The organism is Streptomyces siamensis (assembly GCF_039543605.1).
Classification (GTDB): Bacteria; Actinomycetota; Actinomycetes; order Streptomycetales; family Streptomycetaceae; genus Streptomyces; species Streptomyces siamensis.
On the sequence record NZ_BAABKB010000074.1, the window covers coordinates 1 to 22,530 of the forward strand.

The 22,530-nt window shown below is 70.4% G+C and carries 16 protein-coding genes; 10 read left to right on the forward strand and 6 right to left on the reverse strand.

The annotated features are described in order from the left end of the window. Positions 1-165 precede the first annotated feature (165 nt). Positions 166-735, forward strand: a complete 570-nt coding sequence (locus ABEB03_RS44280) for a DUF6461 domain-containing protein (protein ID WP_345658800.1) — start codon at positions 166-168, stop codon at positions 733-735. A gap of 195 nt (positions 736-930) precedes the next feature. Here the strand turns inward: ABEB03_RS44280 and ABEB03_RS44285 are convergent, their stop codons facing one another. Together ABEB03_RS44285 and ABEB03_RS44290 are read right to left on the reverse strand one after the other, a co-directional pair. Further along, a complete protein-coding gene (locus ABEB03_RS44285) occupies positions 931-5,295 on the reverse strand; it encodes a golvesin C-terminal-like domain-containing protein (RefSeq protein ID WP_345658801.1) in 4,365 nt (1,454 codons plus the stop codon). A gap of 542 nt (positions 5,296-5,837) precedes the next feature. Next, on the reverse strand, positions 5,838-6,848 hold the full coding sequence (locus ABEB03_RS44290) for a LacI family DNA-binding transcriptional regulator (RefSeq protein WP_345658802.1): 1,011 nt from the start codon (positions 6,846-6,848) through the stop codon (positions 5,838-5,840). A 314-nt stretch (positions 6,849-7,162) separates the two neighbouring features. Here ABEB03_RS44290 and ABEB03_RS44295 point away from each other — a divergent pair, with 314 nt between their 5' ends. The 4 genes from ABEB03_RS44295 to ABEB03_RS44310 all read left to right on the forward strand — a co-directional run bounded on the left by ABEB03_RS44295 (position 7,163) and on the right by ABEB03_RS44310 (position 12,048). Next, positions 7,163-8,473: an ABC transporter substrate-binding protein gene (locus ABEB03_RS44295; RefSeq protein WP_345658803.1), complete on the forward strand. Its 1,311-nt coding sequence runs from the start codon at positions 7,163-7,165 to the stop codon at positions 8,471-8,473. Positions 8,474-8,563: 90 nt separating this feature from the next. After that, positions 8,564-9,559 (forward strand): carbohydrate ABC transporter permease, encoded by a 996-nt coding sequence (locus ABEB03_RS44300; protein WP_095936392.1) that lies wholly within the window; start codon positions 8,564-8,566, stop codon positions 9,557-9,559. A gap of 12 nt (positions 9,560-9,571) precedes the next feature. Further along, positions 9,572-10,492 carry a carbohydrate ABC transporter permease gene (locus tag ABEB03_RS44305; protein ID WP_345658804.1) on the forward strand — a complete coding sequence of 307 codons (921 nt, stop codon included), beginning with the start codon at positions 9,572-9,574 and terminating at the stop codon, positions 10,490-10,492. 116 nt (positions 10,493-10,608) lie between these two features. Next, positions 10,609-12,048, forward strand: coding sequence for a GH1 family beta-glucosidase (locus ABEB03_RS44310; protein WP_345658805.1), 1,440 nt, complete (start codon positions 10,609-10,611; stop codon positions 12,046-12,048). A gap of 197 nt (positions 12,049-12,245) precedes the next feature. On the opposite strand, the gene ABEB03_RS44315 is transcribed toward ABEB03_RS44310, so the two are convergent. Next, on the reverse strand, positions 12,246-14,552 hold the full coding sequence (locus ABEB03_RS44315; RefSeq protein ID WP_345658806.1) for a transglycosylase domain-containing protein: 2,307 nt from the start codon (positions 14,550-14,552) through the stop codon (positions 12,246-12,248). Positions 14,553-14,801: 249 nt separating this feature from the next. Here ABEB03_RS44315 and ABEB03_RS44320 point away from each other — a divergent pair, with 249 nt between their 5' ends. The 5 genes from ABEB03_RS44320 to ABEB03_RS44340 all read left to right on the forward strand — a co-directional run bounded on the left by ABEB03_RS44320 (position 14,802) and on the right by ABEB03_RS44340 (position 19,753). After that, on the forward strand, positions 14,802-15,749 hold the full coding sequence (locus tag ABEB03_RS44320) for an SPFH domain-containing protein (RefSeq protein ID WP_345658807.1): 948 nt from the start codon (positions 14,802-14,804) through the stop codon (positions 15,747-15,749). Continuing rightward, entirely contained in the window at positions 15,695-15,988 is a 294-nt protein-coding gene (locus ABEB03_RS44325) for a type II toxin-antitoxin system antitoxin (protein ID WP_425589390.1), read from the forward strand. Before ABEB03_RS44320 ends, ABEB03_RS44325 begins: the two co-directional genes overlap by 55 nt. A gap of 125 nt (positions 15,989-16,113) precedes the next feature. Continuing rightward, positions 16,114-16,641: a PadR family transcriptional regulator gene (locus tag ABEB03_RS44330; RefSeq protein WP_095936386.1), complete on the forward strand. Its 528-nt coding sequence runs from the start codon at positions 16,114-16,116 to the stop codon at positions 16,639-16,641. After that, on the forward strand, positions 16,638-17,327 hold the full coding sequence (locus ABEB03_RS44335; protein WP_345658809.1) for an ABC transporter ATP-binding protein: 690 nt from the start codon (positions 16,638-16,640) through the stop codon (positions 17,325-17,327). Before ABEB03_RS44330 ends, ABEB03_RS44335 begins: the two co-directional genes overlap by 4 nt. A gap of 122 nt (positions 17,328-17,449) precedes the next feature. Continuing rightward, the gene (locus ABEB03_RS44340) at positions 17,450-19,753 is read left to right on the forward strand and encodes an ABC transporter permease (protein ID WP_345658843.1); all 2,304 of its coding nucleotides are present in this window, start codon (positions 17,450-17,452) and stop codon (positions 19,751-19,753) included. A 60-nt stretch (positions 19,754-19,813) separates the two neighbouring features. Here the strand turns inward: ABEB03_RS44340 and ABEB03_RS44345 are convergent, their stop codons facing one another. The 3 genes from ABEB03_RS44345 to ABEB03_RS44355 all read right to left on the reverse strand — a co-directional run bounded on the left by ABEB03_RS44345 (position 19,814) and on the right by ABEB03_RS44355 (position 22,438). Then, entirely contained in the window at positions 19,814-20,242 is a 429-nt protein-coding gene (locus tag ABEB03_RS44345; protein WP_345658810.1) for a hypothetical protein, read from the reverse strand. Positions 20,243-20,246: 4 nt separating this feature from the next. Then, positions 20,247-20,627, reverse strand: a complete 381-nt coding sequence (locus ABEB03_RS44350) for a roadblock/LC7 domain-containing protein (protein ID WP_028804636.1) — start codon at positions 20,625-20,627, stop codon at positions 20,247-20,249. Between the two features lie 83 nt (positions 20,628-20,710). After that, positions 20,711-22,438: a hypothetical protein gene (locus ABEB03_RS44355; RefSeq protein ID WP_345658811.1), complete on the reverse strand. Its 1,728-nt coding sequence runs from the start codon at positions 22,436-22,438 to the stop codon at positions 20,711-20,713. Between the last annotated feature and the right edge of the window lie 92 nt (positions 22,439-22,530).

Below are 22,530 nucleotides of genomic sequence, written 5' to 3' on the forward strand. Positions count from 1 at the left end.
CGCCCTCCGCGCACCGCGGAGGGCGGGGCGCCGTCGTCGCAGATCATTTTCAGCCGCCGTCATGGCGAAGGCCACGCTGTCGCCCGCGAAGCCGGATACGGTTCCGGAGCACCGGAAGGGCCGGTTCGGGCGGGCCCGTGTGGCGGCGAGAGGCGGGGACGCAGTGTGGACGGCATCGCATGGATCCGGGAGACCTACGACGCCTACTGCGTCACCTTCGCCAAAGGCCTGAGCGCGGAGGAACTGGTCCGCCGGATGGGCGGGGACCCCGGACGGATCATGCCGTCCCTGTCCGCCGGGGACGCGCTGGAGCTCGCCCGCGACAAGGGCCCGGTCGCCCGGCTGGGCACGAGCAACGGATGGGCCTTCGCCCTGGAACCCGCGAGCGCCGAGGGCACCGACCGGCGCCTCCTGCGGCGCGTCTCCGAGGGCACCGAGGCGGTCATGCTGCTGGACAGCGGGATGCCGCCGTACTGGTTCGTCCACGCCCGCGACGGCGAGATCGCGGCGGACTTCGAACCGGGCGTGGAGGCCGAACAGATCGGCGGCAGCGATCCGTCGTTCCTCGTCCCGGCCATGCAGAGCGCGGGCATGCTGCTGCTGGACGGCACGGCGGACCCGGAGGACTGGGAGCCCGAGCAGCGGATCCTCACCGTGGCGGAACGGGTCTTCGCGCTGGACCTGCCCCGCAGGGCACTCGAGGCCGGGACTCTGCCGGCGGTTCTTCTGTCCTAGACCCTGGACCGCCCCCGGCCGCGCCGGACGCCGGGGCCCGGCGCGTTCCGTCGTGCCGGGCCGTTCGTCCAGCCGGGCCGGCGCAGAGGCCGGAGCCCGGCCGACCGGCATGACGCCGATCGGCCGGGCTCCAGTGGCCGGGGCGGTCGCGGGCACGGCTCGGGCCGTGCCCGCCGGACCTGACGGTCCGCCGCCCTACCGGGTACGGACCACGCAGATCTGCGAGAGATCCGTGCACCCCTCGAAGCCCGGAACGCTCACATAGAACGCGTCCTTGTCGAGCATCCGGTTGTTCGGCACGAAGAACAGGCCGATCCGGTTGGCCGCTCCCGAGTTCTCGTCGCCCGGGATGCTGGCCCGGCCGCAGATCTCGTTCCAGGTGTTCACCCGGGCGTAGCGCGGGTCCTCCAGCAGGGTCCAGCCGGTGCTGAGCGGCTTGGCGTACAGCTGGGTGCAGTCCTTGCCGGTGCTCACCGTCTGCGGGGGCATGCCACCGCTCTGGTAGGTCGCCGCGAACGGGTACTCGTCACAGCTCGACGTGCTGTTCGGCGGCTTCGAGTCGGGGTGGCCGACGAACTTGTCGGGCCCGCTCGTCGGGCAGATCACCTTGCGGTTCGCCTTCTGGCGTGCGGTGTCCGCCAGGTAGTTCAGCGGCGAACTGTGATCGCGGCTGCCGGGGTGGTAGGGCAGCTTCTGCATGAGGATCCAGTAGAACGCCGCCGCCGAGGGGTTCGCCTCGGTGTTGACGACGTACGTCGGGATGTAGTCGGGGAAGACGCATCCCACCGTGCTCTTGCCCTTGGCCTCACGGTCGCAGCGGATGCCCAGCTTTCCGCTCGGCGGCTGGTAGTCGGCCCCGCCGTTCGGGGCGCCGCCCATGGTCGAGGACAGGATCCAGTTCAGGTGCACGGTCTCGTTGCCCGCCGTGCCCGACCAGGTGTGGTCGACCCGGCCCACCGCCTCGTGCTTGTCGAGGCCCGACCACTCCGGCAGGCCCGACCAGGTGATCCCGGCCGACGAGCAGTTGTGCTGGCAGAAGGACTGCACGTTGACCGTGACGGGCGGAACCTTCGGGTCGACCGTCGTCGGCTGGACCGACACCGTCTGCTGGATCGTGGGGCTGTCGAGGTCAAGGTCGATCTCGTGCTTGTACGCGTAGATGTTCTGCGCGATGGGCGTGCCGTTCTCGTACAGCGTGGCCGAGAAGCTGTCCTGGAGGCATGCCCTGGTGCGCGTGTAGAACATGTCGGCGCCGCTCTTGGAACAGAACGCGGTGCCCGCCGCGGCCGCGGTCCCCTGCCGCTGCGCCGTCTTCCCGGCCGGCTTCCCTCGGAACTCCAGACAGACCTCGGAGTTCTTCTTGCCCTTGACGGCACGGCAGTCGAAGGCACGCGGGTGTTCGTCGGCGGCGACTCCCGCGCGGGAGGACTGCACACCGGGCCGCGGGAAGACGTGTCCGGGCAGGGTGGTGACGGGCTCCACCGCGGGCGGCTCGGGAGCGCCGGGGTTCCACTCCGGCAGCCGCATGTCGGTGATCAGGTCGTAGCTGCCCGGGACGAAGGCCACCGCGTCGAAGGCGATGTCCTGGTCCCCGGTGCCGTCCGGGGTGATGGTGTCGAGCCGCACGGCGGCTGCGTTGTCGAAGCGGTACGCGCCGAGCGACACCCAGCGGTTGCCGTCGCCGGGCTGCTTGATCGTGCGGGTCTCGGTCCCGTACGCGGTGTCGATCTCGTACCGCGCGTAGTTGGTCTGCGCTCCGTGGTCGGGCAGGTGGACCATGACCTTCGCCTGGCCCTTGAGCGTGTCCTTCAGCTTCCAGGTGCCGGTGATCTTCAGCCGCTGACCCTTGGCGTCGTCCTGGCGGGTGTGGCCGAAGTAGAAGTGGCCGCCGAAGCCCGCGCCCAGCTGGTGGAGGTCCACCTTGGCGGGATAGACCGTCTCCACTCCGTTGTTGGCGAAGTTGAAGCTGAACGTCCCGGAGTTCGTCCAGGAGTTGGTGCAGCCCGGTCGGACGACCGGGGTGCCCGCCGGCACGTCGTCGACGACGATCGCGTTGCCCGGAAGACCGCTGGTGCTGCACACGGGCGGGTACGCCGTGCCGTCGGCCTCCTCCGGCATGCTGTCGCCGAAGCGGATGAACTCGTATCCGCACGTGTCGGCGCAGTCGCTCTTCCAGGTCACCGGCTTGTTCCACCAGCACTGGAAGTCGCTGCGTCCGCAAGGCCCGCTGCTCGCGGTGTCGTTGGAGGCGCCGTCGGATATCCGGCCCGGATCGCAGCTGTTGGAGGAGTTGCAGAACGCGTCCTCCGGTGCCTTGAGGTGGGCGCGGTTGTACAGGGCGCTGCCCTTGACCGTGACGGCCTCGGAGGTGCCGTTCCAGGTGGAGGGCCGGAAGGCCGGGACCATCACGCCCGGGGACTCCAGGAAGGACGGCGGGTGCGCGGCGAAGCCGAGGACCTTCTCCTGGTAGGGCCAGTTCTGCGGGCGGGCGGCGGCGCTGGCGTCCTCGCCGCCGGCGGCGTTCTCCATGAACGGCAGGCGTCCGGCGTCCCATTCGGGGTTGGCGGGGTTGTTGGCCCAGCCCAGGCCCCAGGGAGTGCCGTTGCCGGCGTTGGGGTGGAAGCCGGAGTTGTACGCCCACAGGGCGAAGTACCAGTTCTCGGGCCGTCCCGTGGTGCCGTGGTTGGCGATCATGCCCGCGGCACGGGTCTCGTTCCACTTGGAGATGAGGGTCTGCAGGCCCGCGGAGATGTTCGCGGTGTAGTCCAGGGCGGCGGCCCGCTGCTTCTGGTAGTCCCAGGCGGCACCGCCGTGGCCGTCCTCGCGTCCGGCCATCCGCATGTGGTCGGTGATCTGCGTGATGCCGTAACCGCAGTCCGCCTTGGCGAAGTTGACGTCCCAGTCGTTGCTGGTGTCGCCGTCGTAGAGGTTGATGCCGTAGTAGTTGCCGATCAGCGGGCTGGCGGTGACGCCCGGCACGGCCGAACGGGCGGCCTGCCACATGTTCGACTCCTGGGTGGTCACGCCGAGCATGACCTGCGCCATGGCGCGACCGCCGCCGTCCAGCGCCGGGTTCAGGAAGAGGGCCTGCGGCATGTAGGCGGGCATGCCGAGGTTCTTCCAGTTCGCCGCACGCGAGATGTGCGTGTTGAGCATGCCCTTGACGGCCTGGTCCACCGCCCACTCCACCTGGCGGGGCTTGGGCTGCATGGCCTGGTTGCGCGGGTCGTTGCGGGGCACGGAGCAGGTGCGCTCCGACTCCACCGGGTCGCTCGGGTCACCGGCGGCGGTCGCGGTCAGCGCTGCCCTCTTGCTGCCTCCGGAACCGGTCAGCAGGCCCGGCGACGCGTCACGGCCCTGGCCCGCGTGGGCCGACACCCGCCGGGCCGGGTCCACGGTGAAGGACGCCGTGCGCCCGGTGGCACGGGTGGTCAGGGACATCTTCACCGTACGGGCCTTGGCGGTCTCGCCGGGCAGCAGCAGCGTGCCCTTGCCGTCGGCCCACGCCGTGTGGGTCAGGACGGCCTCGCCGCGCGAGGAGACGGTGGCGTCCTTCGGCACGGACGCCAACCGCCGCACGGTGGAGGGAAGTCGGTCGGCCGTCGGCCGCGTGGTGCCGGTCATGTACACGGTGCCAGCGCTCCGGGTCAGCCCCGTCTCGGTCGCGAGCCCCTCGGCCAGTACGGCAGCACGCGTGCCGCGCGGGTCCGGGTGCGCCACGGCACCGGCCGTGATCCGCTTCACCTGGGACGTGGCGCCACGCTTGTCGAGGAAGGCCAGCCCGCCGTCGCCGTCGGGTGTGAGCCGGTAGGGGACACCGTCGGTGCGGACGAGGGCCTTGCGCGTGCCGCGGGCGTCGATCTTGACGACCTCCGCGCCGGAGGCCGCGAGGACGGAGTCGTGCGCGGCCGGGACGGCCGAGGTGACCTGCCCTCGCAGTGCGATCGGCTTGCCGACCCTGCCCGTCGACGCGTCCAGCCGGAACAGCCGGGTGCCGGGCAGGTCTTCGCCCCCGGACTGGGTCAGGATCACCGACTCCCCCGGTCCACAGCCAGGGTTGTAGTACGACAGCGACGCCTTGAGCTTCAGCTTCGTCACCCGGCCGGAGGCCAGATCGACGACCGCGGTGAACCCGCCCCTGGCCATCAGCTGGGGTTTGTTGGTGAAAGTGCGGGGCGCGTAGACCACCACTGCACGCTTGCCCGAACCGGTGACGCAGATGTTGCCGATCCAGGCGTCGGCGTCGAATCCCGGCTCGGAAAGCGACGCCGTACTGCGCCAGGTGTAGCCGTCCTTCTTCCGGGCCGTGAGGATGTGGAATCCCTCCGCGTCACCCGATGTGGTCCACGCCAGGTCGCCCGAATTCTTCCAGGCCTTGCCCAGCACCGCGGCCCGCTCTGCCGACGGCACCGCGTCGCGCCGTTTCTCGGCCGTCGTCTTCGTGGCGGGAGCCGCCGGTGCCGGCGGGGCGGCCCAGGCCACGGCCTGAGTCAGTCCCGCGAGCACCGCTCCGGCCGCCACGGCGGCCAGCGGTGCCCTCGTTCGTCTGTGGAATCTCAACGGTTCTCCTTCACAAATGGGCTCCCGCGTCGCGGGAGTTCTGGAAGGGGAAAGGGCGCATGAAACGCAATCCGGGCACGCGTGACAGTCCGCGCACGGTCGGCGGAATTCGTGAATACAGGCCGTAAAGAGGCGCGGGCCACTGGTCAGTGTGGAGCGCGCGTCGCCACTTGGGTTCCCTCCCCGTTACCGGAAAGCATGATCCGCGCGCGCCGCCCGGGTCAACAAAATTCTCATCGAACTCTGAGCTTCCGGAACGTCTGGCCAATAATCGACCGTCGACATATCCGGTAAGTCCCGCCCACACACGAGGGAAAGGCGCCCAGTGAATCATCGGGCGCCTTTTTCACGTGTGGCCGCCCCCTCCTCGGCCCGGTGTCCGAGGCCGATGGCGAACGGTCGACGGGGCTGCCCCGGGACGTGACGCGGACCCGGTCGTTCGCCGGGACAGGGTCATGCCGCCGGTCCGGGTCCGGCAGGGGCGAGGACGATTCCGTCCCCTCGGTCACCGCATGACCGTCGATCCACGCCCGCCCCGCGCCCTAGGCCGACTCGCGCACCACCAATTCCGTCGGCAGCGTCACCTGCTGCCGGGCCGCACCGTGTTGGGTGATCTCGGTGAGGATCCGGACCATCGTGCGGCCCAGCTCCTCCACCGGCTGGCGCACCGTCGTCAGGGGCGGGTGGGCATAGCGGGCGAGCGAGTCCTCGAATCCGACGACGGCGACGTCGCCCGGTACCTGTCGTTGCCGGCGGCGCAGCTCTTCCAGGGCGCCGAGCGCCATGAGGTCGGAGGCGGCGAACACGGCGTCCAGATCAGGGGCGCGTTCAAGAAGCGAATACATCGCCCGGCGGCCGCTCTCCCAGCTGAAGTCGCCGGTCTCGACCAGGACTTCGCTTGCAGGCGCCCCCGCTTCGTGATGGGCGGTGCGCCAGCCCTCGAGCCGGCTGCGGCCGACGTCCATGTCCAGCGGGCCGGCAATCGTGGCGATCTTGGTACGTCCGCTGCTCAGCAGGTGCCGGACGGCCTCCGCCGCCCCGCCGGCGTTGTCGGCGTGCACGTAACTCAGCCGCTCGGCGACGTCGCGGCGGCCGGCCAGCACGGTGGGCAGACCCAGGTCCTCCAGCATCCCGGGCAGCGGATCGTCGGCGTGGACGGAGACCAGCAGGACGCCGTCCACGCGGCGCGCCGCCACCGACTCGGTGAGCTGCTCCCGCTCGGCCTGGTCGCGGACGAGCATCAACTGCAGCTGTGTCCGGCTGTCGGCAAGGGCTTCGCTGACACCTCGGATCAGTGCGGCGAAGAACGGTTCCGAGCCGAGTCGGCTCGCCGATTCCGGGATGACCAGCGCCACCGCGTCGGTGCGGCTGGTCACGAGACCACGGGCGACCGTGTTGGGCACGTAGTTGAGTTCCTTGATCGCCGCCAGGACCCTGGCCCGCGCGTCGGCACTGACCAGCTCCGAGCCGTTGACGACCCGGGACACCGTCGTCCTGCCCACGCCGGCACGGGCGGCGACCGTCTTGATCGTCGGACGGCGATTCCCAGCCATACGCTCCCCTCCCGGCAGCCGCGGCAGTGTGTACCGCGCTGATGACCTGCGCCGATTCTTGCAGACGCCGCTGTCGGCCGGGCCCTGCGCCGTCCAAGAACGAGGAACGCGACCGCCGGGGCAATCTCCCTTCGTCGTGTTCAAGTCATTGACAGATCGGCTCGATGCAGTGAGTCTGCCATGCGTCGGTGGGAACGTGCCCACTTTTTCTTTGGGCAGCGATGGGCACGTTCCCACTCCCCCACCAGAGCCGCAGTAGTCGGCGCAAAACGTGTCGATTCGATGCGCCCGCGCCGCCGCCTAGGAGGAGATCCATGAGCAGTCCCGGTTCGTTCGGCAGAAAGAGGCTGGCGTCAGCAGCCGCGGCCGTATGCGCGTTGGCGCTCGTCGCCGGCTGTGGCAGCAGTGACGGCTCGGTCACGGGCGGTGGCAAGAAGGACGGCAAGACCGTCATCACCATGGGCATGTTCGGGGTGATGGGCTTCAAGGAGTCGGGTCTTCTCGAGAAGTACGAGAAGGAGCACCCGAACGTCGAGATCAAGGCCGAGATAGCCGGCGACGAGCAGACCTACTACACCGCGCTGCAGACCCATCTCGCCGCGGGCAACGGCCTGAAGGACATCCAGGGCATCGAGATCGGCCGGGCCAAGGAGATCACCGAGACGCAGGCCGACAAGTTCGCCGACTTCTCCCGCACGGCGGGCACCGACCACTTCCTGCCCTGGAAGCAGTCCCAGATCACCACCGAGGACGGCAAGGTGCTGGGCCTCGGGACCGACGCCGGCCCGATGGCCGTGTGCTACCGCAAGGACTACTTCGCCGAGGCCGGCCTGCCCACCGACCGCGACGCCGTCGGCAAGCTGTGGGCGGGCGACTGGAAGAAGTACGTCGAGGTCGGCCGCACCTTCAAGAAGGACTTCAAGGGCGGCCGCGTGTCGTACATGGACTCCTCCAGCGGCCTGTTCAACGCCATGGTCTACGGCTACCCGCAGCAGTACTACAACGAGAACGGCGACCTGATCTACGACAAGAACCCGGTCGTCAAGCAGGCCTGGAACCTCGCCGCGGACGCCGCCGACGACGGGCTGAGCGCGAAGCTGCGCCAGTTCCAGCCCGGTTGGGACCCGGGACTGGCCAACGGCACCTTCGCCACCGCGGTCTGCCCGGCGTGGATGCTGAGCCACATCAGCGAGAAGGCCGGTGAGAAGAACAAGGGCAAGTGGGACGTCGCCAGGGCGCCCAAGGGGGCCAACTGGGGCGGCTCCTTCCTCGGCGTGATGGAGAAGAGTCCGGTGAAGGCGGAGGCCCAGAAGCTCGTCGCCTGGCTGACCGCGCCCGAGCAGCAGGCCTACATCTTCAAGAAGCTGGGCAACTTCCCCTCCTCCCGCCAGGCGCTCGAGCAGGACGACGTCAAGAACGTCACCTCCGGGTACTTCAGCGACGCGCCGATCGGCCAGATCTTCGGTGCCGCCGCGCAGGAGATCCCCGACAAGCAGGTCCTCGGCCGCAAGGACGGCACGATCAAGGACACCTTCACCCAGGGCCTGGCCCTGGTCGAGCAGGGTCAGGCGCGGGACAAGGCGTGGAAGACCACCGCTGAGCGCATCGACAAGGCGGTCGGCTGACCCTCGGGCTTCCGACACCCCGGGCGCGCCCGCACCGTGCCGGCGCGCCCGGGGCCCGGCTCAGACATCCGCTCTCAGGAAGGAATTCCGGTGGCCACCTCCACCACCAACGCCCTGGCCGGCGAGGAGCGTTCAGGTCCGCCCACGAAGACCCCCGACGGGGAGACGGGCCGGCGGCGCAGTGCGCTGCTGCACCGGCTCGACCTCAAGGGCGCGCCGTATGCGTTCGTCGCGCCGTTCTTCGTGGTCTTCGCCGCGTTCAGCTTCTACCCGCTCGTCTACACGGCGTGGATCTCCCTGCACCATGTGGAACTGGCCACCCTCGACTCCATGCAGTGGGTGGCGTTCGACAACTACGTCGACCTGTTCAAGGACTCACGGTTCTGGAACGCGCTGCAGAACACCATCACCATCGGCGTCATCTCCACGGTGCCGCAGCTGCTGATGGCGCTCGGCATGGCGCACCTGCTCAACTACCGGATGCGCGCCTCGCTGTTCTTCCGCGTCGCGTCACTGGTGCCCTACGCCACCTCGGTCGGCGCGGCCGCCCTCGTGTTCACCATGCTCTTCGAACGCGACTTCGGCATGATCAACTGGGTGCTCGGCTGGGTCGGCATCGACCCGCTGGACTGGGAGGCCGACAAGTGGCCCGCCCAGGTGGCCATTTCCACCATCGTGATCTGGCGATGGACCGGCTACAACGCGCTGCTGTACCTGGCCGCCATGCAGGCCATCCCGGCCGAGCGGTACGAGGCGGCATCCCTCGACGGCGCCTCGCGGTGGAAGCAGTTCACCCATGTCACCGTTCCCGGGATCCGCTCCACCGTCGTCTTCACCATCGTGCTCTCCACCATCGGCGCCACCCAGCTGTTCGGTGAACCGCTGATCTTCGGCCAGGGGCCCAACGGGGTCACCGGTGGCGCGGACAACCAGTACCAGACGCTGGGTCTGCTGCTGTACGAGGAGGGCTGGAAGAACTACCAGATGGGCCGCGCGGCGACCGTCGCCTGGGCGATGTTCCTGCTGCTCATCCTCGTCTTCGCGGCGCAGCGCCTGATCCGCCGGCTGCGCCCCCGCACGCCCTGACCAGGAGCCGTCATGACCGTCAACTCCCTCCCGGTCCGCACGGACACCCCGGTCCGGACCTCCGCCCCGAAAGCCCCTCGCACCGGCCGTCGGCTGCTGCGCATACGCGCCGGCCGCCAGCACCACGCCGGCCCGCTCGCCTATGTCCTGCTCGCCGTCATGGCGATCGTGTCGGTCTTCCCGCTGTACTGGACGATGGTGGCGGCCTCCACGGACAACACCCGGGTCAGCCAGACGCCTCCGCCGTTCCTGCCCGGCCCCAACCTGTTCAGCAACCTCGCCCGCGCGTGGGACGAGGCGGCGATGGGGAAGGCCATGATCAACAGTCTGATCGTGGCCGGGGTCATCGCGCTGTCCACGGTGCTGTTCGCGACGCTGGCGGGCTTCGCCTTCGCCAAACTGCGGTTCAAGGGACGCAACATCCTGCTCACGCTGGTGATCGGCACCATGATGGTGCCGCCGCAGCTCGGCGTCGTACCGCTCTTCATGATGATGTCGGAGCTCGGCTGGTCGCAGCAGCTGCCCGCCGTCATCTTCCCCACGCTGGTGAGCGCGGTCGGGGTGTTCTTCATGCGGCAGTACCTCTCGGAGGCGCTGCCGGACGAGCTCGTCGAGGCGGGGCGCGTGGACGGCGCGCACTCGCTGCGGATCTTCTGGAGCATCGTGCTTCCGGTCGCGCGGCCCGCGATGGCGGTCCTGTTCATGATCACGTTCGTGCACGCGTGGAACGACTTCTTCTGGCCCTTCGTGGTGCTCGACATGACGAACCCGACCGTCCCCGTCGCCCTCACCCAGCTCAGCGCCGGCTACGTCCGCGACCAGTCACTGATCATGGCGGGTGCGCTGCTGGGCACCCTGCCGCTGCTGGCGATGTTCATCGTCTTCGGCCGCCAGATCGTCAGCGGGATCATGGCCGGCGCCGTCAAGGGCTGACGCCGGCCGGCCTCGGCCGGCCTTCCGCACCGGCCCGGCGCCCGGCCACCGGGCCGCCCTCATCCGAATCTCCGTTTCTTCGCCCCCCCGAGACACACCCCCTTGAGAGGATCTACGTGGTCACCGCAGCACGACATGGCGGATCTGCCCCGGACGCGGCCCGAACCTTCCCCGACGGCTTCCTCTGGGGCTCCGCGACCGCCTCGTACCAGATCGAGGGCGCAACCACCGAAGATGGCCGCACCCCCTCCATCTGGGACGTCTACGCCCGCACCCCCGGCCGCGTCCGCAACGGCGACACCGGCGACATCGCCACGGATCACTACCACCGCTGGCGCGAGGACGTCGCGCTCCTGGCCGACCTCGGCCTCGGCGCCTACCGCTTCTCCCTCGCCTGGCCCCGGATCCAGCCCACCGGCCGCGGCCCCGCCGTCCAGAAGGGCCTGGACTTCTACCGCCGTCTCGTCGACGAGCTGCTGGCCCACGACATCACTCCGGTGGCCACGCTCTACCACTGGGATCTGCCGCAGGAGTTGGAGGACGCGGGAGGCTGGCCCGAGCGCGTCACGGCCGAGCGGTTCGCCGAGTACGCGGCCATCGCCGCGGACGCCCTGGGCGACCGGGTGAAGACGTGGACCACGCTCAACGAGCCCTGGTGCAGCGCCTTCCTCGGCTACGGCTCCGGTGTCCACGCCCCCGGCCGCACCGACCCGGTCGCCGCCCTGCGCGCCGCCCACCACCTCAACCTGGGGCACGGGCTGGCCGTCCAGGCACTGCGCGACGCGCTTCCCGCCGACACCCGGTGCTCGGTCACGCTGAACTTCCACGAGGTGCGCCCGCTCACCGGCGGCGACGCCGACACCGACGCCGCCCGCCGGATCGACGCGCTCGCCAACCGGGTCTTCACCGGCCCGATGCTGCAGGGTGCCTACCCGGAGGACCTCCTCAAGGACACGGCGGCCCTGACCGACTGGTCGTTCGTACGCGACGGCGACCTCCGGCAGATCAACCAGCCGCTGGACTTCCTCGGCATCAACTACTACACGCCCACGCTGGTTTCGGAGGCGGACGGCAGCGGCACGCACAACGCGGACGGACACGGCAGGAGCACGCACAGCCCCTGGCCCGGAGCGGACCTGGTCGCCTTCCACCAGCCCCCCGGCGACACCACCGCCATGGGCTGGGCCGTCGACCCCAGCGGCCTGTACGACCTGCTGCGCCGGGTGGCATCCGATTTCCCCGCCCTGCCGCTGGTCATCACGGAGAACGGGGCGGCCTTCGACGACTACGCCGACCCCTCCGGCAAGGTCAACGACCCCGACCGGATCGCCTACGTGCGCGGCCACCTGGCCGCCGTGCACCAGGCCATCACCGACGGCGCCGACGTCCGCGGCTACTTCCTGTGGTCGCTGCTGGACAACTTCGAGTGGGGGTACGGCTACAGCAAGCGCTTCGGCGCCGTCTACGTCGACTACCCGACGGGCACCCGCATCCCCAAGGCCAGCGCCCGCTGGTACTCCGAGGTGGCCCGCACCGGCGTCCTGCCCGGCGCCTGACCTGACCGGATGGCGGCACCACCCTGCCCGCCCCGCACGGTGCCGCCACCACGGAGCCTGCCCCCGGCCCGCTCTCCACGGGCCGGGGGCAGGCTCGACTCACCGTCCCGGCAAGGAGATCGGCTCTCCGGGCGGCGGTGACCGGGACCTCCCCGGCCGCGGGCACCCGGTGGATCACCGGGTGCCCCTTCCGCGTGCTATTGACTGTTCGGATCGAAGGGATTGTCCGGAAGTCCGTCGGTCGGCGTCCCCGTCGGCGTGGCCGGCCTCGTGGTCGTCGGCTCGGTCGTCGTCGGCTCGTCCGTCGGAGACGGCGGACTGCTGCTCGTCGGCGGCTCGGTCGACGGCTCCTCGGTGGTCGGGGTCGACGAGGGAGTGCTCGACGGCGTCCGTGTGACCGTGGGCCTCTCGGTGGGCTCCACCGCCGCGCCCGACGTGGTGTTCAGGTCGAACTTGGTGACCTTGCCGTCCAGCGCGTCGAAGGTGTACGCCGCCCAGATCTGCGCCGGGAAGCCACCGCCGTTGACGCGGCCGCCCTCGGCGACGAGGCCGGTGGCGCCCTTCATCGACACCTGGCGACCGGTCTTCTTCTCCTCGCCGAACAGGCCCACCGAGGTGACCAGGTCCGGTGTGTAGCCCGTGAACCAGGCCGACTTGTTGTTGTCGGACGTACCGGTCTTGCCCGCGACCTGCTGGCCGCCGCGGGACGGGTTGTCCCGCACGGACGTCCTGGCCGTACCGTCGTCGACCACGCCGGTCAGCACCGAGGTGACGGTGTCGGCCGCCTCCTCGCTGATGACCTGGTCGCCGATCGGGTCGGGGAAGTCGACCGAACGGTCCTTGTGCTCGGCCTTGGCGACGATGGCCGGGGTGACCTTCTTGCCGTGGTTGTCGAGCGTGGCGTAGACGCCGGCCATCTCCAGCGGGCTCGCGCCCATGGAGCCGAGGGTCTGGGCGGGCACCGCCTGGATCTTCTTGGTGTCCATGCCGAGCTTGCCCGCCACCTTCAGGACCTCGTCCATGCCGACGTCGACGCCCATCTGCGCGAAGACGGAGTTGATGGACTTGTTCATCGCGGTCTGCACGGTGACGTCGCCGTAGCTGTGCTCGTCCTCGTTCGGCGGGGCGAAGCCGATGTCGCTGCCGACGACGGGCCGGCGGTTCGTGCCGTCGTAGACCGTGTTCGCCGTGATGGGCCTGTCGCGCTGCGTCTTGGCCTCCTCGTCCAGGGCGGCGGCGAAGATCAGCGGCTTGAAGGTCGAGGCGACCTGGTAGTCCCGGCGCGTGGCGTTGTTGTAGTAGTGCTTGAAGTAGTCCTTGCCGCCGTACATCGCGAGGACCCTGCCGTTCTTCGGGTCGACGGAGACGGCACCGGCCTGGATGTTGTCGTCGACCTTGCGCTTCTTCGGGTCCAGCTTGCTGGTGAGCTGCGCCTTGACGGTCTTCTCCAGCAGGGCCTGCTTCTTCTTGTCGATGTTGAGCGTGATGGTCCAGCCACCGGCCTCCACCATCGCCTGGGCCTGGTCCAGGTCGGAGGCCGTGCCGTCGGTGACGAGCTGCTTGGCCAGCTCGTTCTCTGCGGACTTGACCAGGTAGCCGGTCTGGCCCTCCATGCCGGGGGCGCCCTGGGGGTCCTTCGGCACGGGGAACTTCAGCTTCTGGCGCTCGCCGGAGTCCAGCCAGCCCTGCTCGACCATGTTGTCGAGGGTGTAGTTCCAGCGGGCCGTGACCAGCTTCTTGCCGGTGTCCGTCGCGACGCCCCAGTCGTACTGGCTCGGGGCCTGGAGCAGCGAGGCGAGGTAGGCGCCCTGCGCGACGCTCAGTTCGCTCGCGTCGACGCGGTAGTACGCCTGCGCCGCGGCCTGGATGCCGTACGCGTTGCGGCCGTAGTAGCTGGTGTTGATGTAGCCCGCGAGGATGTCGTCCTTGGACTTCTGGCGGTCCACCTTCAGGGAGATGACCAGTTCCTTCAGCTTGCGCGTGACGGTCTGGTCCTGGTTCAGGTAGTAGTTCTTGACGTACTGCTGGGTGATCGTCGAGCCGCCCTGCTTGCCCTTGCCCGACAGGGTGTTGATCAGACCGCGGGCCGTGCCCTTGAGGTCGACGCCGGAGTCCTTGTAGAAGGACTTGTTCTCGGCGGCGACGAAGGTCCTCTGGACGCTCTTCGGCACCTTGGACAGGTCCACGACCTCACGGTTGACCTTGCCCGTGCGGGCGAGGACGTCGCCGTTGCGGTACTTGTAGATGTTGCTCTGCAGCCGTGCGGCCGCGTTGCCCTTGGGGACGTCGACGACCATGTAGAGCACGATGAAGGCGCCCATGCCGAGCAGGCAGAGGCCGAAGAACGTCCCGGTGATCGTCTTCCAGTTGACGAACCGGCGTATGCCGCTGCGGCGGTTCTTGCCTCCGGCCGGCGCGCCCGCGGCGCCCGCTCCGGACGAGCGCTTGGGCGCCGCGCGGCGGCCCCGTGCCTGCCGCGCTCGTCTCTCTTCCGCTCGTCCCATGGGTCGATCCGCTCCGCTTCACTCTCGTGTGGCACACAGGTTCGTCGCTCAGGTCAGCTCAGAAAGCTAACACCGCGCGCTATGACAAAGGGCCGCCGATCCGGTCTTTTCCGGACGTGACAATCAGCACGCCGGGCGTTCCCTTCCCAACGAAACCGACGAGCGGGAGGGGTGGAAGGTTGCCGAGCGAGTTAAAGTGTTATCACTTTGCTAGACAGAAGCTATGCCGTACCGAACGGGGGACCTCCCATGTCGACACACCGCTCAGCCGCGCACGACTCCGCACCCGAGGGCGTGCCCGAGATGCCCGCGCCGCGGGTCCGGGAATTCGCCGCGCACAGCATCGGCGGCGGCCTGGCCCTGCTGCTCGGACTCGTCGGACTGCTGCTGGGTGCCGGGCTGATCGCGGGCGCGACGGCCGTCACCGCTACGGGCGCCAAGGCGGCGCTGATCATCGTCGGCGTCCTGGTCGGCATCGCCGCGTTCTTCGCGATGTGCGGGCTGAACACCGTCGCGCCGGGCGAGGCCCGTGTGGTGCAGCTCTTCGGGCGCTACCGGGGGACGATCCGCCAGGACGGGCTGCGCTGGGTGAACCCGCTGACGTCCAGGACCAAGATCTCGACCCGGGTCCGCAACCACGAGACCGCGGTCCTCAAGGTCAACGACGCGTACGGCAACCCCATCGAGCTCGCCGCGGTCGTCGTGTGGAACGTGCAGGACACCGCCCAGGCCACCTTCGAGGTGGACGACTTCCTGGAGTTCGTGGCCACCCAGACCGAGGCGGCCGTGCGCCACATCGCGATCGAGTACCCCTACGACGCCCACGACGAGGACGGGCTGTCGCTGCGCGGCAACGCCGAGGAGATCACCGAGAAGCTCGCCGTCGAACTGCACGCGCGCGTGGAGGCGGCCGGAGTGCGGATCATCGAGTCACGCTTCACGCACCTCGCGTACGCTCCCGAGATCGCCTCCGCGATGCTCCAGCGCCAGCAGGCGGGAGCGGTCGTCGCGGCCCGGCGGCAGATCGTGGACGGCGCGGTCGGCATGGTCGAGGCGGCGATCGCCCGGATCACCGAGCGGGACATCGTGGAGCTGGACTCCGAACGGAAGGCGGCGATGGTGTCGAACCTGATGGTGGTGCTGTGCGGGGACCGCGCGGCGCAGCCGGTCCTGAACACCGGGACCCTCTACCAGTGACGGCTCCTTCCGAGGGGGCGTCCCCTCAGCGTCGGCCGCAGCAGCGCAAGCAGGTGCTGCTGCGGCTGGACCCGTTGGTGTACGAGGCGCTCGCACGCTGGGCCGGGGACGAACTGCGGTCCGCCAACGCGCAGATCGAGTTCCTGCTGCGCAAGGCGCTGGCCGAAGCGGGACGCCTGCCCGGCGGGACCGGACCGCTGCCCCGGCGGGGACGGCCGCCGGCGGAACCCGGGGCGTAGGGCGTCGCCCGTCACCGGTGACAGAACCGTGACAATCGCCCCCCACCTGCACCGCGGTACGCGCCGCCATGATCTACACACTGGGCGTATACATGCGGCGTATACACCGTGTGTAGAGTGCTCGCATGTCCATCGGTCACACCCTCCTGGGGCTCCTTGAGTCCGGGCCGCGTCACGGCTACGACCTGAAGCGGGCCTTCGACGAGAAGTTCGGTCACGACCGGCCGCTGCACTACGGCCAGGTCTATTCGACGATGTCCCGGCTGCTGAAGAACGGACTCGTCGAAGTCGACGGGATCGAGCCGGGCGGCGGGCCCGAGCGCAAGCGGTACGCCATCACCGACGCCGGCATCACCGACGTGCAGCAGTGGCTCGCGACGCCGGAGAAGCCCGAGCCCTATCTCCAGTCGACCCTCTACACGAAGGTCGTGCTCGCGCTCCTCACGCACCGCAACGCCGCCGAGATCCTCGACACACAGCGCTCGGAGCACCTGCGCATGATGCGCATCCTGACCGACCGCAAGCGCAAGGGCGACCTCGCGGACCAGCTGATCTGCGACCACGCCCTCTTCCACCTGGAGGCCGACCTGCGGTGGCTGGAGCTCACCGCAGCGCGCCTCGACAAACTCGCCGAGGCGGTGACGACCCGATGACTCCCCCACCCGGTTCTCTGCTCACCGCCTTGGACCTGCGCAAGGCGTACGGTCCGACGACCGCCCTGGACGGCGCCGAGTTCTCCATCCACCCCGGCGAGGTCGTCGCCGTCATGGGCCCGTCCGGCTCCGGCAAGTCCACGCTGCTGCACTGTCTCGCCGGGATCGTGACGCCCGACTCCGGGTCGATCACGTACAACGGCCGCGAGATGGCCACGATGAACGACGCGCAGCGCAGCGCCCTGCGCCGCAGCGACTTCGGCTTCGTCTTCCAGTTCGGCCAGCTCGTACCGGAGCTGACCTGCGTCGAGAACGTCGCCCTGCCGCTCCGGCTGAACGGGACGGGCCGCAAGGAGGCCGAGCGCGCCGCCCTCATGTGGATGGAGCAGCTGGAGGTCGACGACCTCAAGGGCAAGCGCCCCGGTGAGGTCTCCGGCGGTCAGGGACAGCGCGTCGCCGTCGCCCGTTCGCTGGTCACCAACCCGCGCGTGCTGTTCGCGGACGAGCCGACCGGCGCGCTCGACTCCCTGAACGGCGAGCGCGTGATGCAGCTGCTCACCGACGCCGCGCGCTCGACCAACGCCGCCGTGGTGCTCGTGACGCACGAGGCGCGGGTGGCCGCGTACTCGGACCGCGAGATCGTCGTGCGCGACGGCAGGTCCCGGGACATGGAGCGGATCGTATGAGTGTCCGCCCGTCTCCCGGGACCGGCCCGGCAAAGGCCCCGCCCCTCCCCTCGCCCGTCGCCGCGTCCGCCGGGGAGCCGCGTGTCCCGCGCGGCCTGCGGCAGTGGTCCCGTGACCTCGTCATGGGTGCCAGGTTCGCGTTGACCGGTGGTCGCGAGGCCTGGGTGCGCGTGCTGCTCACCGCCGTCGGGGTCGGCCTCGGGGTGGCCCTGCTGCTGCTCACCACGGCCATACCGAGCGCTCTGGCCTCCCGCCACGACCGGGAGCAGAGCCGCAACGACATGACGTTCCGCTCGGACGTCGTGAAGAAGTCGGACCGCACGCTGCTCGTCGCGACCGCCGGTACCACCTTCCACGACAAGGACGTACGCGGACGGGTCCTGCGGCCCGAGGGCCCCGGGGCCCCGCTGCCGCCCGGGCTGAAGGAGTTCCCCGCGGCCGGCGACATGGTCGTCTCGCCCGCCCTGGACCGGCTGCTCAAGTCCCCGGACGCCAAGCTGCTGCGCGAACGCCTGCACTACCGCATCACCGGGACGATCGCCGACAGCGGTCTCGTCGACCCCCACGAACTCGCCTACTACGCGGGCTCCGACAGCCTGAAGACGACCTCGCAGACGGCCGGCCGGATCGAACGCATCGACTCCTTCGGGGCCGACAACAACCCGTCCGAGGCGATGGACCCCGTCCTGCTGCTGCTCGTCCTGATCGTCTTCGTGGTGCTCCTGATGCCGGTCGGCGTCTTCATCGCGGCGGCCGTACGGTTCGGCGGCGAGCGGCGCGACCGCAGGCTCGCGGCGCTCCGGCTGGTCGGCGCGGACGGACGGATGACGCGGCGGATCGCGGCGGGCGAGGCGCTGGCCGGAGCTCTGGTCGGGCTGGTGCTCGGCGCCGGGTTCTTCCTGATCGGACGTCAGCTCGCCGGAATGATGGAGGTCTTCCGGGTCAGCGTGTTCCCCGGTGACCTCAATCCGGCACCCGGCCTGGTGGCACTGGTCGCCGTCGCCGTGCCGGCCGCCGCCGTCGCCGTGACGCTGTTCGCGCTGCGCGGGGTCGTCATCGAGCCGCTGGGCGTGGTCCGTACGGCCCGGCCCTCGCGACGCCGGCTCTGGTGGCGGCTGCTGCTGCCGCTGGGCGGTCTCGCGCTCCTCTACCCGATGATCGGGCAGGGTCGCGAGAACGGGGACTTCAACCAGTACCTCGTCATCGGCGGCGTCATGCTGCTGCTGGTCGGCATCACCGCCCTGCTCCCCTGGGTCGTCGAGGCGGTCGTCTCCCGGCTGAACTCCGGCGGAGTCGCCTGGCAACTGGCGATCCGCAGGCTCCAGTTGAGCAGCGGCACCGCGGCCCGCATGGTCAACGGCATCGCGGTGGCGGTGGCCGGCGCGATCGCCCTGCAGATGCTGTTCGCCGGCGTCGACAGCGACTACACCAAGGTCAGCAAGAACGACCTCACCCGGGCCCAGATGTCCGTGGAGGTGCCCGACGGCGTCCCGGCGAGCGAGGTCGCCCGGCGCCTCTCCGCGACCAAGGGTGTCCGGAACACCGTCGCCCTGGCCAACAGCCAGGTCGGCGACGGCAGGAACGAGCCCGAGCGCCAGTCGTCCGTGACCGTCGGCGACTGTGCTGCCCTGCGCGAGGTCGCCCGGCTGCCCTCCTGCAAGGACGGCGACGTCTTCGCCGTGCCGAACGCCCACTGGGACGAGTACACCGACCAGCTCGACAAGGCCGGCACCAAGCTCTACATCGACCCGTCCTACGGCAGCGACAACAAGGGCAAGGAGATCGCCTGGACGGTGCCGAAGGGGGTCCGGGAGGCGGCCACGCGCAAGGATCCGCAGGGTGACGAGCGCGGAGGCTTCCTGTTCACCCCGGCCGCGCTGCCCGAGAAGGCGGAACCGGCCCTGTACGGAACCGTGTTCCTCGCGCTCGACGAGTCGGTGCCGGACGTACGAGAGCTGGTCCGCAACACCGCGGCGGAGATCGACCCGCTCGCCGATCCCATCACCTGGAGCCAGTCGACCCAGTCGAAGCGGTTCACGTCCATCCGCACCGGCCTGTTCGTCGGCGCGACCTGTGTCCTCGTGCTCATCGGGGCGAGTCTGCTGGTCTCCCAGCTGGAGCAGCTGCGCGAGCGCAAGAAGCTGCTGTCGTCGCTGGTCGCCTTCGGCACCCGGCGCCGCACGCTGAGCCTGTCGGTGCTGTGGCAGACCGCGATCCCCATCACGCTGGGCCTGGCGCTGGCGTCGGTCGTCGGCCTGACGCTCGGCACGGTGCTGCTCAAGATGACCAGCACGCCGGTCGGCGTGGACTGGGCGAGCGTGCTGTCGATGACGGGCATCGGCGCGGCGGTCGTGGTGCTGGTGACGGCGCTCAGCCTGCCGCCGCTCATCCGTCTGATGCGGCCGGACGGGCTGCGCACGGAGTAGCCGGCCGGCGCCGGGCACGGGCGGCCCCTCCCTCTCCGGGGAGGGGCCGCCCGTCGGCGTTCAGAGTCCGTACTCCCGCACCACGCGCCGGGTCTGGGCGAAGAGCATGCCGACGTTCACCGACTTGCGGCAGACGACCACGGCGACCACGTCCTGCTGCTCGCTCATGCGCACGAACAGGTGCGTGAGGTTGTCGCTGTTCACCAGGATCTCCTGGAAGAAATGCTGGTCGCTCTCGATGCCGCGGCGTTCCTTGAACACGTCCTCGATCATCTGCACCGTGCGCCCCTGGAACAGGTCGAGGGTCGCGCCCGCGAGCAGGTCCAGCACCTCGGGCGGGTGGTTGTCGACGGTCTCGTACGACAGCAGCATCCCGGTCGCCATGTCGACGACGCCCGAGGCGACGCAGTCCGGTGCGTCGGTACGCAGTGCCTTCACCAGGCCCATGACCTGGTCGGAGAATCCCGATGTCATCCGCTTGCTCGCCATCCTCTCAAGCTCCTTCGGTCGCGGTCAGGATCGACCCGATGCGTCCGAGTGCCGGCCGGGTCTCCTCGTGCAGTCGCTCGATGTCGATGCCCTCGTCACCGAGCACGACCATCAGCGCCGTGTCACCGACGGCGTAGAAGGCCGCGCAGCCCTGACTGCCGTACGTCACCGTCTGCCGAAACGTGCCCCGGCCCGTCGCCTCGGCGGCGCGCCGGGCGATGCCCAGGCCCGCCGCGGCGATCGCGGCGAGCCCCTCCGGGTCGATGGTGGCTGCGGTGTCCGCCGCGATGAGCATTCCGTCCGCGGCCGCCACGGCCGTGTCGGTGATTCCGGTGACCTGCTCCCGCAGGCCTCTCATTTCCATCGCCAGTGCCTCGTGATTCATGTGCCGAACTCCCTGACAGCTGATCGCATTTGCTTGTTCTCGCGCTGACGAGCGCGCGTCCACTACGCGGTTCTCCGGGAATGTCAGGTACCGGAATCCGGGGTCCAGATCCGGTTGCGCAGACGGAAGAACCCTTTCCAGCTCCCCCCGGCCGTTTCCGGGGCGAGAGTCTCGGTGATGCCGCTCGCCCCTGGCTTGCGCCGGGGCAGCGACGGCGCGTGGGGGGAAGGGGGGCCGCCCGGCGATCCGGGCTCGCCCGCGGTGTGTTCGGCCCCGGCCGACGGCTCGGACACAGCCGGCTCCTCGGGTCCCGGCGCAGTGGTCCCGGACTGCCCGGGCCCGGCCTGCTCGGCGGGGGTGCCCTCGGACTCGGGCCACCCGGTCTCGGGCCAACGGATCTCGGGCCACCCGGCGTCGGCCCACCGGGCGTAGGGCCACTCCGCGTCGGCCGGGTCGGCATCGGCGCGCCCGGCGTCGGCGGGGTCGGCCTCGGCGGACTCGGGAGACGCGGGAGGGGTGCTTCCGCCCGCGGACCGCTCGGTACCGACGGGTTGGGGAAGGGTACGGCCCTCCTGGGACCGCTCGACGTCGACGGACTCGGGAAGGGTGCCGCCGGCCTCGGGACTCTCGGCGTCCGCGGGCTCGGGAAGCGTGCCGCTCTCCTGGGACCGCCCGGCGACGGGCTCGCCTCCGCCGCCGGGCTCGGACCGCTCGGCGCCGACGGACCCGGCACCGGTGCTCGCGGCGTCCGACCGATCGGTGTCGGCGGGGTCCTCACCACCGCGCCCGGCCTCCGGCCGCTCGGTGCCCGTGGGCTCGGCCCCGGTGGCCCCGCCCTCGGCGGGGCCACCCCCGGCGGGATCACCGTCCAAGGGCCCGGCGTCACCGGGATCCGCGCCGCCCGGCTCCGCACCGCCCGGCTCCGCGCCGGCGGGCTCCGCCCGCGTGCCGCCCGCGTCGGCGGGCTCGTCCGCCCCGGTCCGCTCGGCGTAGGTGCGCCCGGGCGACTCCTCCTGCGGCGGGCGGTGGCCCGGCGTGCCGGTGGCCGGCGGAGTCCGGGCGGCTATCGGTCCGGTGACCTGAATGCTGATCGGGGCGACGGCCCCGGAGTCCCCGGCGAGCTCCAGCAGGCCGTCGCCGAGCATGCGGGCCATCGCGACGGTGACTGTGTAGACACCGAGGCCGGTCGCGAAGGCGATGTCACGAGCGGTCCGCCGCCCGTCGGCGTGGGCCAGCAGCTCCCGCTGGAGCTCGGGGAGAAGGGCGTCGGCACCGTCGGCGGCCGGCGTGGGCACGGGCCGTTCGCGCTCCGGCCGCACGGGGCACGGCAGGGCGGCGACGGCGGCCAGTTTCCGTGTCGCCTCCTGGAGCAGCCGTCCGGGCGGTTCCCCCACGGCGACCGGAGCCGACGGCTCGGCGGCGTCGAGCGGGGCACAGCCGTCGACCCGTCCGGCGACGATCGCGAAGGCCGCGTCCTGCGTGGCCATCACACAGACGACCCTGAGCTGCGCGGCCCCCGCGTACCCGTGGGCGATCAGTCCGGCCTGCGGCCAGCGCGTGCCCTCGTTCTCCCGGAGCAGCTCCGCCCACTGCTCGCCGCTGACGCGCCCGGTCCGCAGCAGCCTGGCCTCCGGCCCCGGTGCGCCGGGGCTCTCGACCGCGACGACGAGTCCGTCCCGGAGATGGAAGGCACCCCCGGGCCTGCCGGACACCCGCAGTCTCCCCGTCGCCCGCGAGTCCTGGCACTCGGTGAGGGCGTGCGACAGCAGGTCGAATCCGACCCGGCCAAGGGAATCCCGAATGCCCGACATCACTCCCCTTGGAGATTCCGACACTTCTCGAACTTCGCACAGATGCCTGATGCATCACGCTGAAGTGGAATGTGTATCAGTCCGGGGGCATA

Bases quoted from the DNA above. Each gene is read 5' to 3' on its own strand.
- ABEB03_RS44305 (WP_345658804.1), top strand. From the start codon at position 9,572: ATGACCGTCAACTCCCTCCCGGTCCGCACGGACACCCCGGTCCGGACC.
- ABEB03_RS44295 (WP_345658803.1), top strand. From the start codon at position 7,163: ATGAGCAGTCCCGGTTCGTTCGGCAGAAAGAGGCTGGCGTCAGCAGCC.
- ABEB03_RS44290 (WP_345658802.1), bottom strand. From the start codon at position 6,848: ATGGCTGGGAATCGCCGTCCGACGATCAAGACGGTCGCCGCCCGTGCC.
- ABEB03_RS44340 (WP_345658843.1), top strand. From the start codon at position 17,450: ATGGGTGCCAGGTTCGCGTTGACCGGTGGTCGCGAGGCCTGGGTGCGC.
- ABEB03_RS44350 (WP_028804636.1), bottom strand. From the start codon at position 20,627: ATGAATCACGAGGCACTGGCGATGGAAATGAGAGGCCTGCGGGAGCAG.
- ABEB03_RS44330 (WP_095936386.1), top strand. From the start codon at position 16,114: ATGTCCATCGGTCACACCCTCCTGGGGCTCCTTGAGTCCGGGCCGCGT.
- ABEB03_RS44335 (WP_345658809.1), top strand. From the start codon at position 16,638: ATGACTCCCCCACCCGGTTCTCTGCTCACCGCCTTGGACCTGCGCAAG.
- ABEB03_RS44315 (WP_345658806.1), bottom strand. From the start codon at position 14,552: ATGGGACGAGCGGAAGAGAGACGAGCGCGGCAGGCACGGGGCCGCCGC.
- ABEB03_RS44355 (WP_345658811.1), bottom strand. From the start codon at position 22,438: ATGTCGGGCATTCGGGATTCCCTTGGCCGGGTCGGATTCGACCTGCTG.
- ABEB03_RS44345 (WP_345658810.1), bottom strand. From the start codon at position 20,242: ATGGCGAGCAAGCGGATGACATCGGGATTCTCCGACCAGGTCATGGGC.
- ABEB03_RS44320 (WP_345658807.1), top strand. From the start codon at position 14,802: ATGTCGACACACCGCTCAGCCGCGCACGACTCCGCACCCGAGGGCGTG.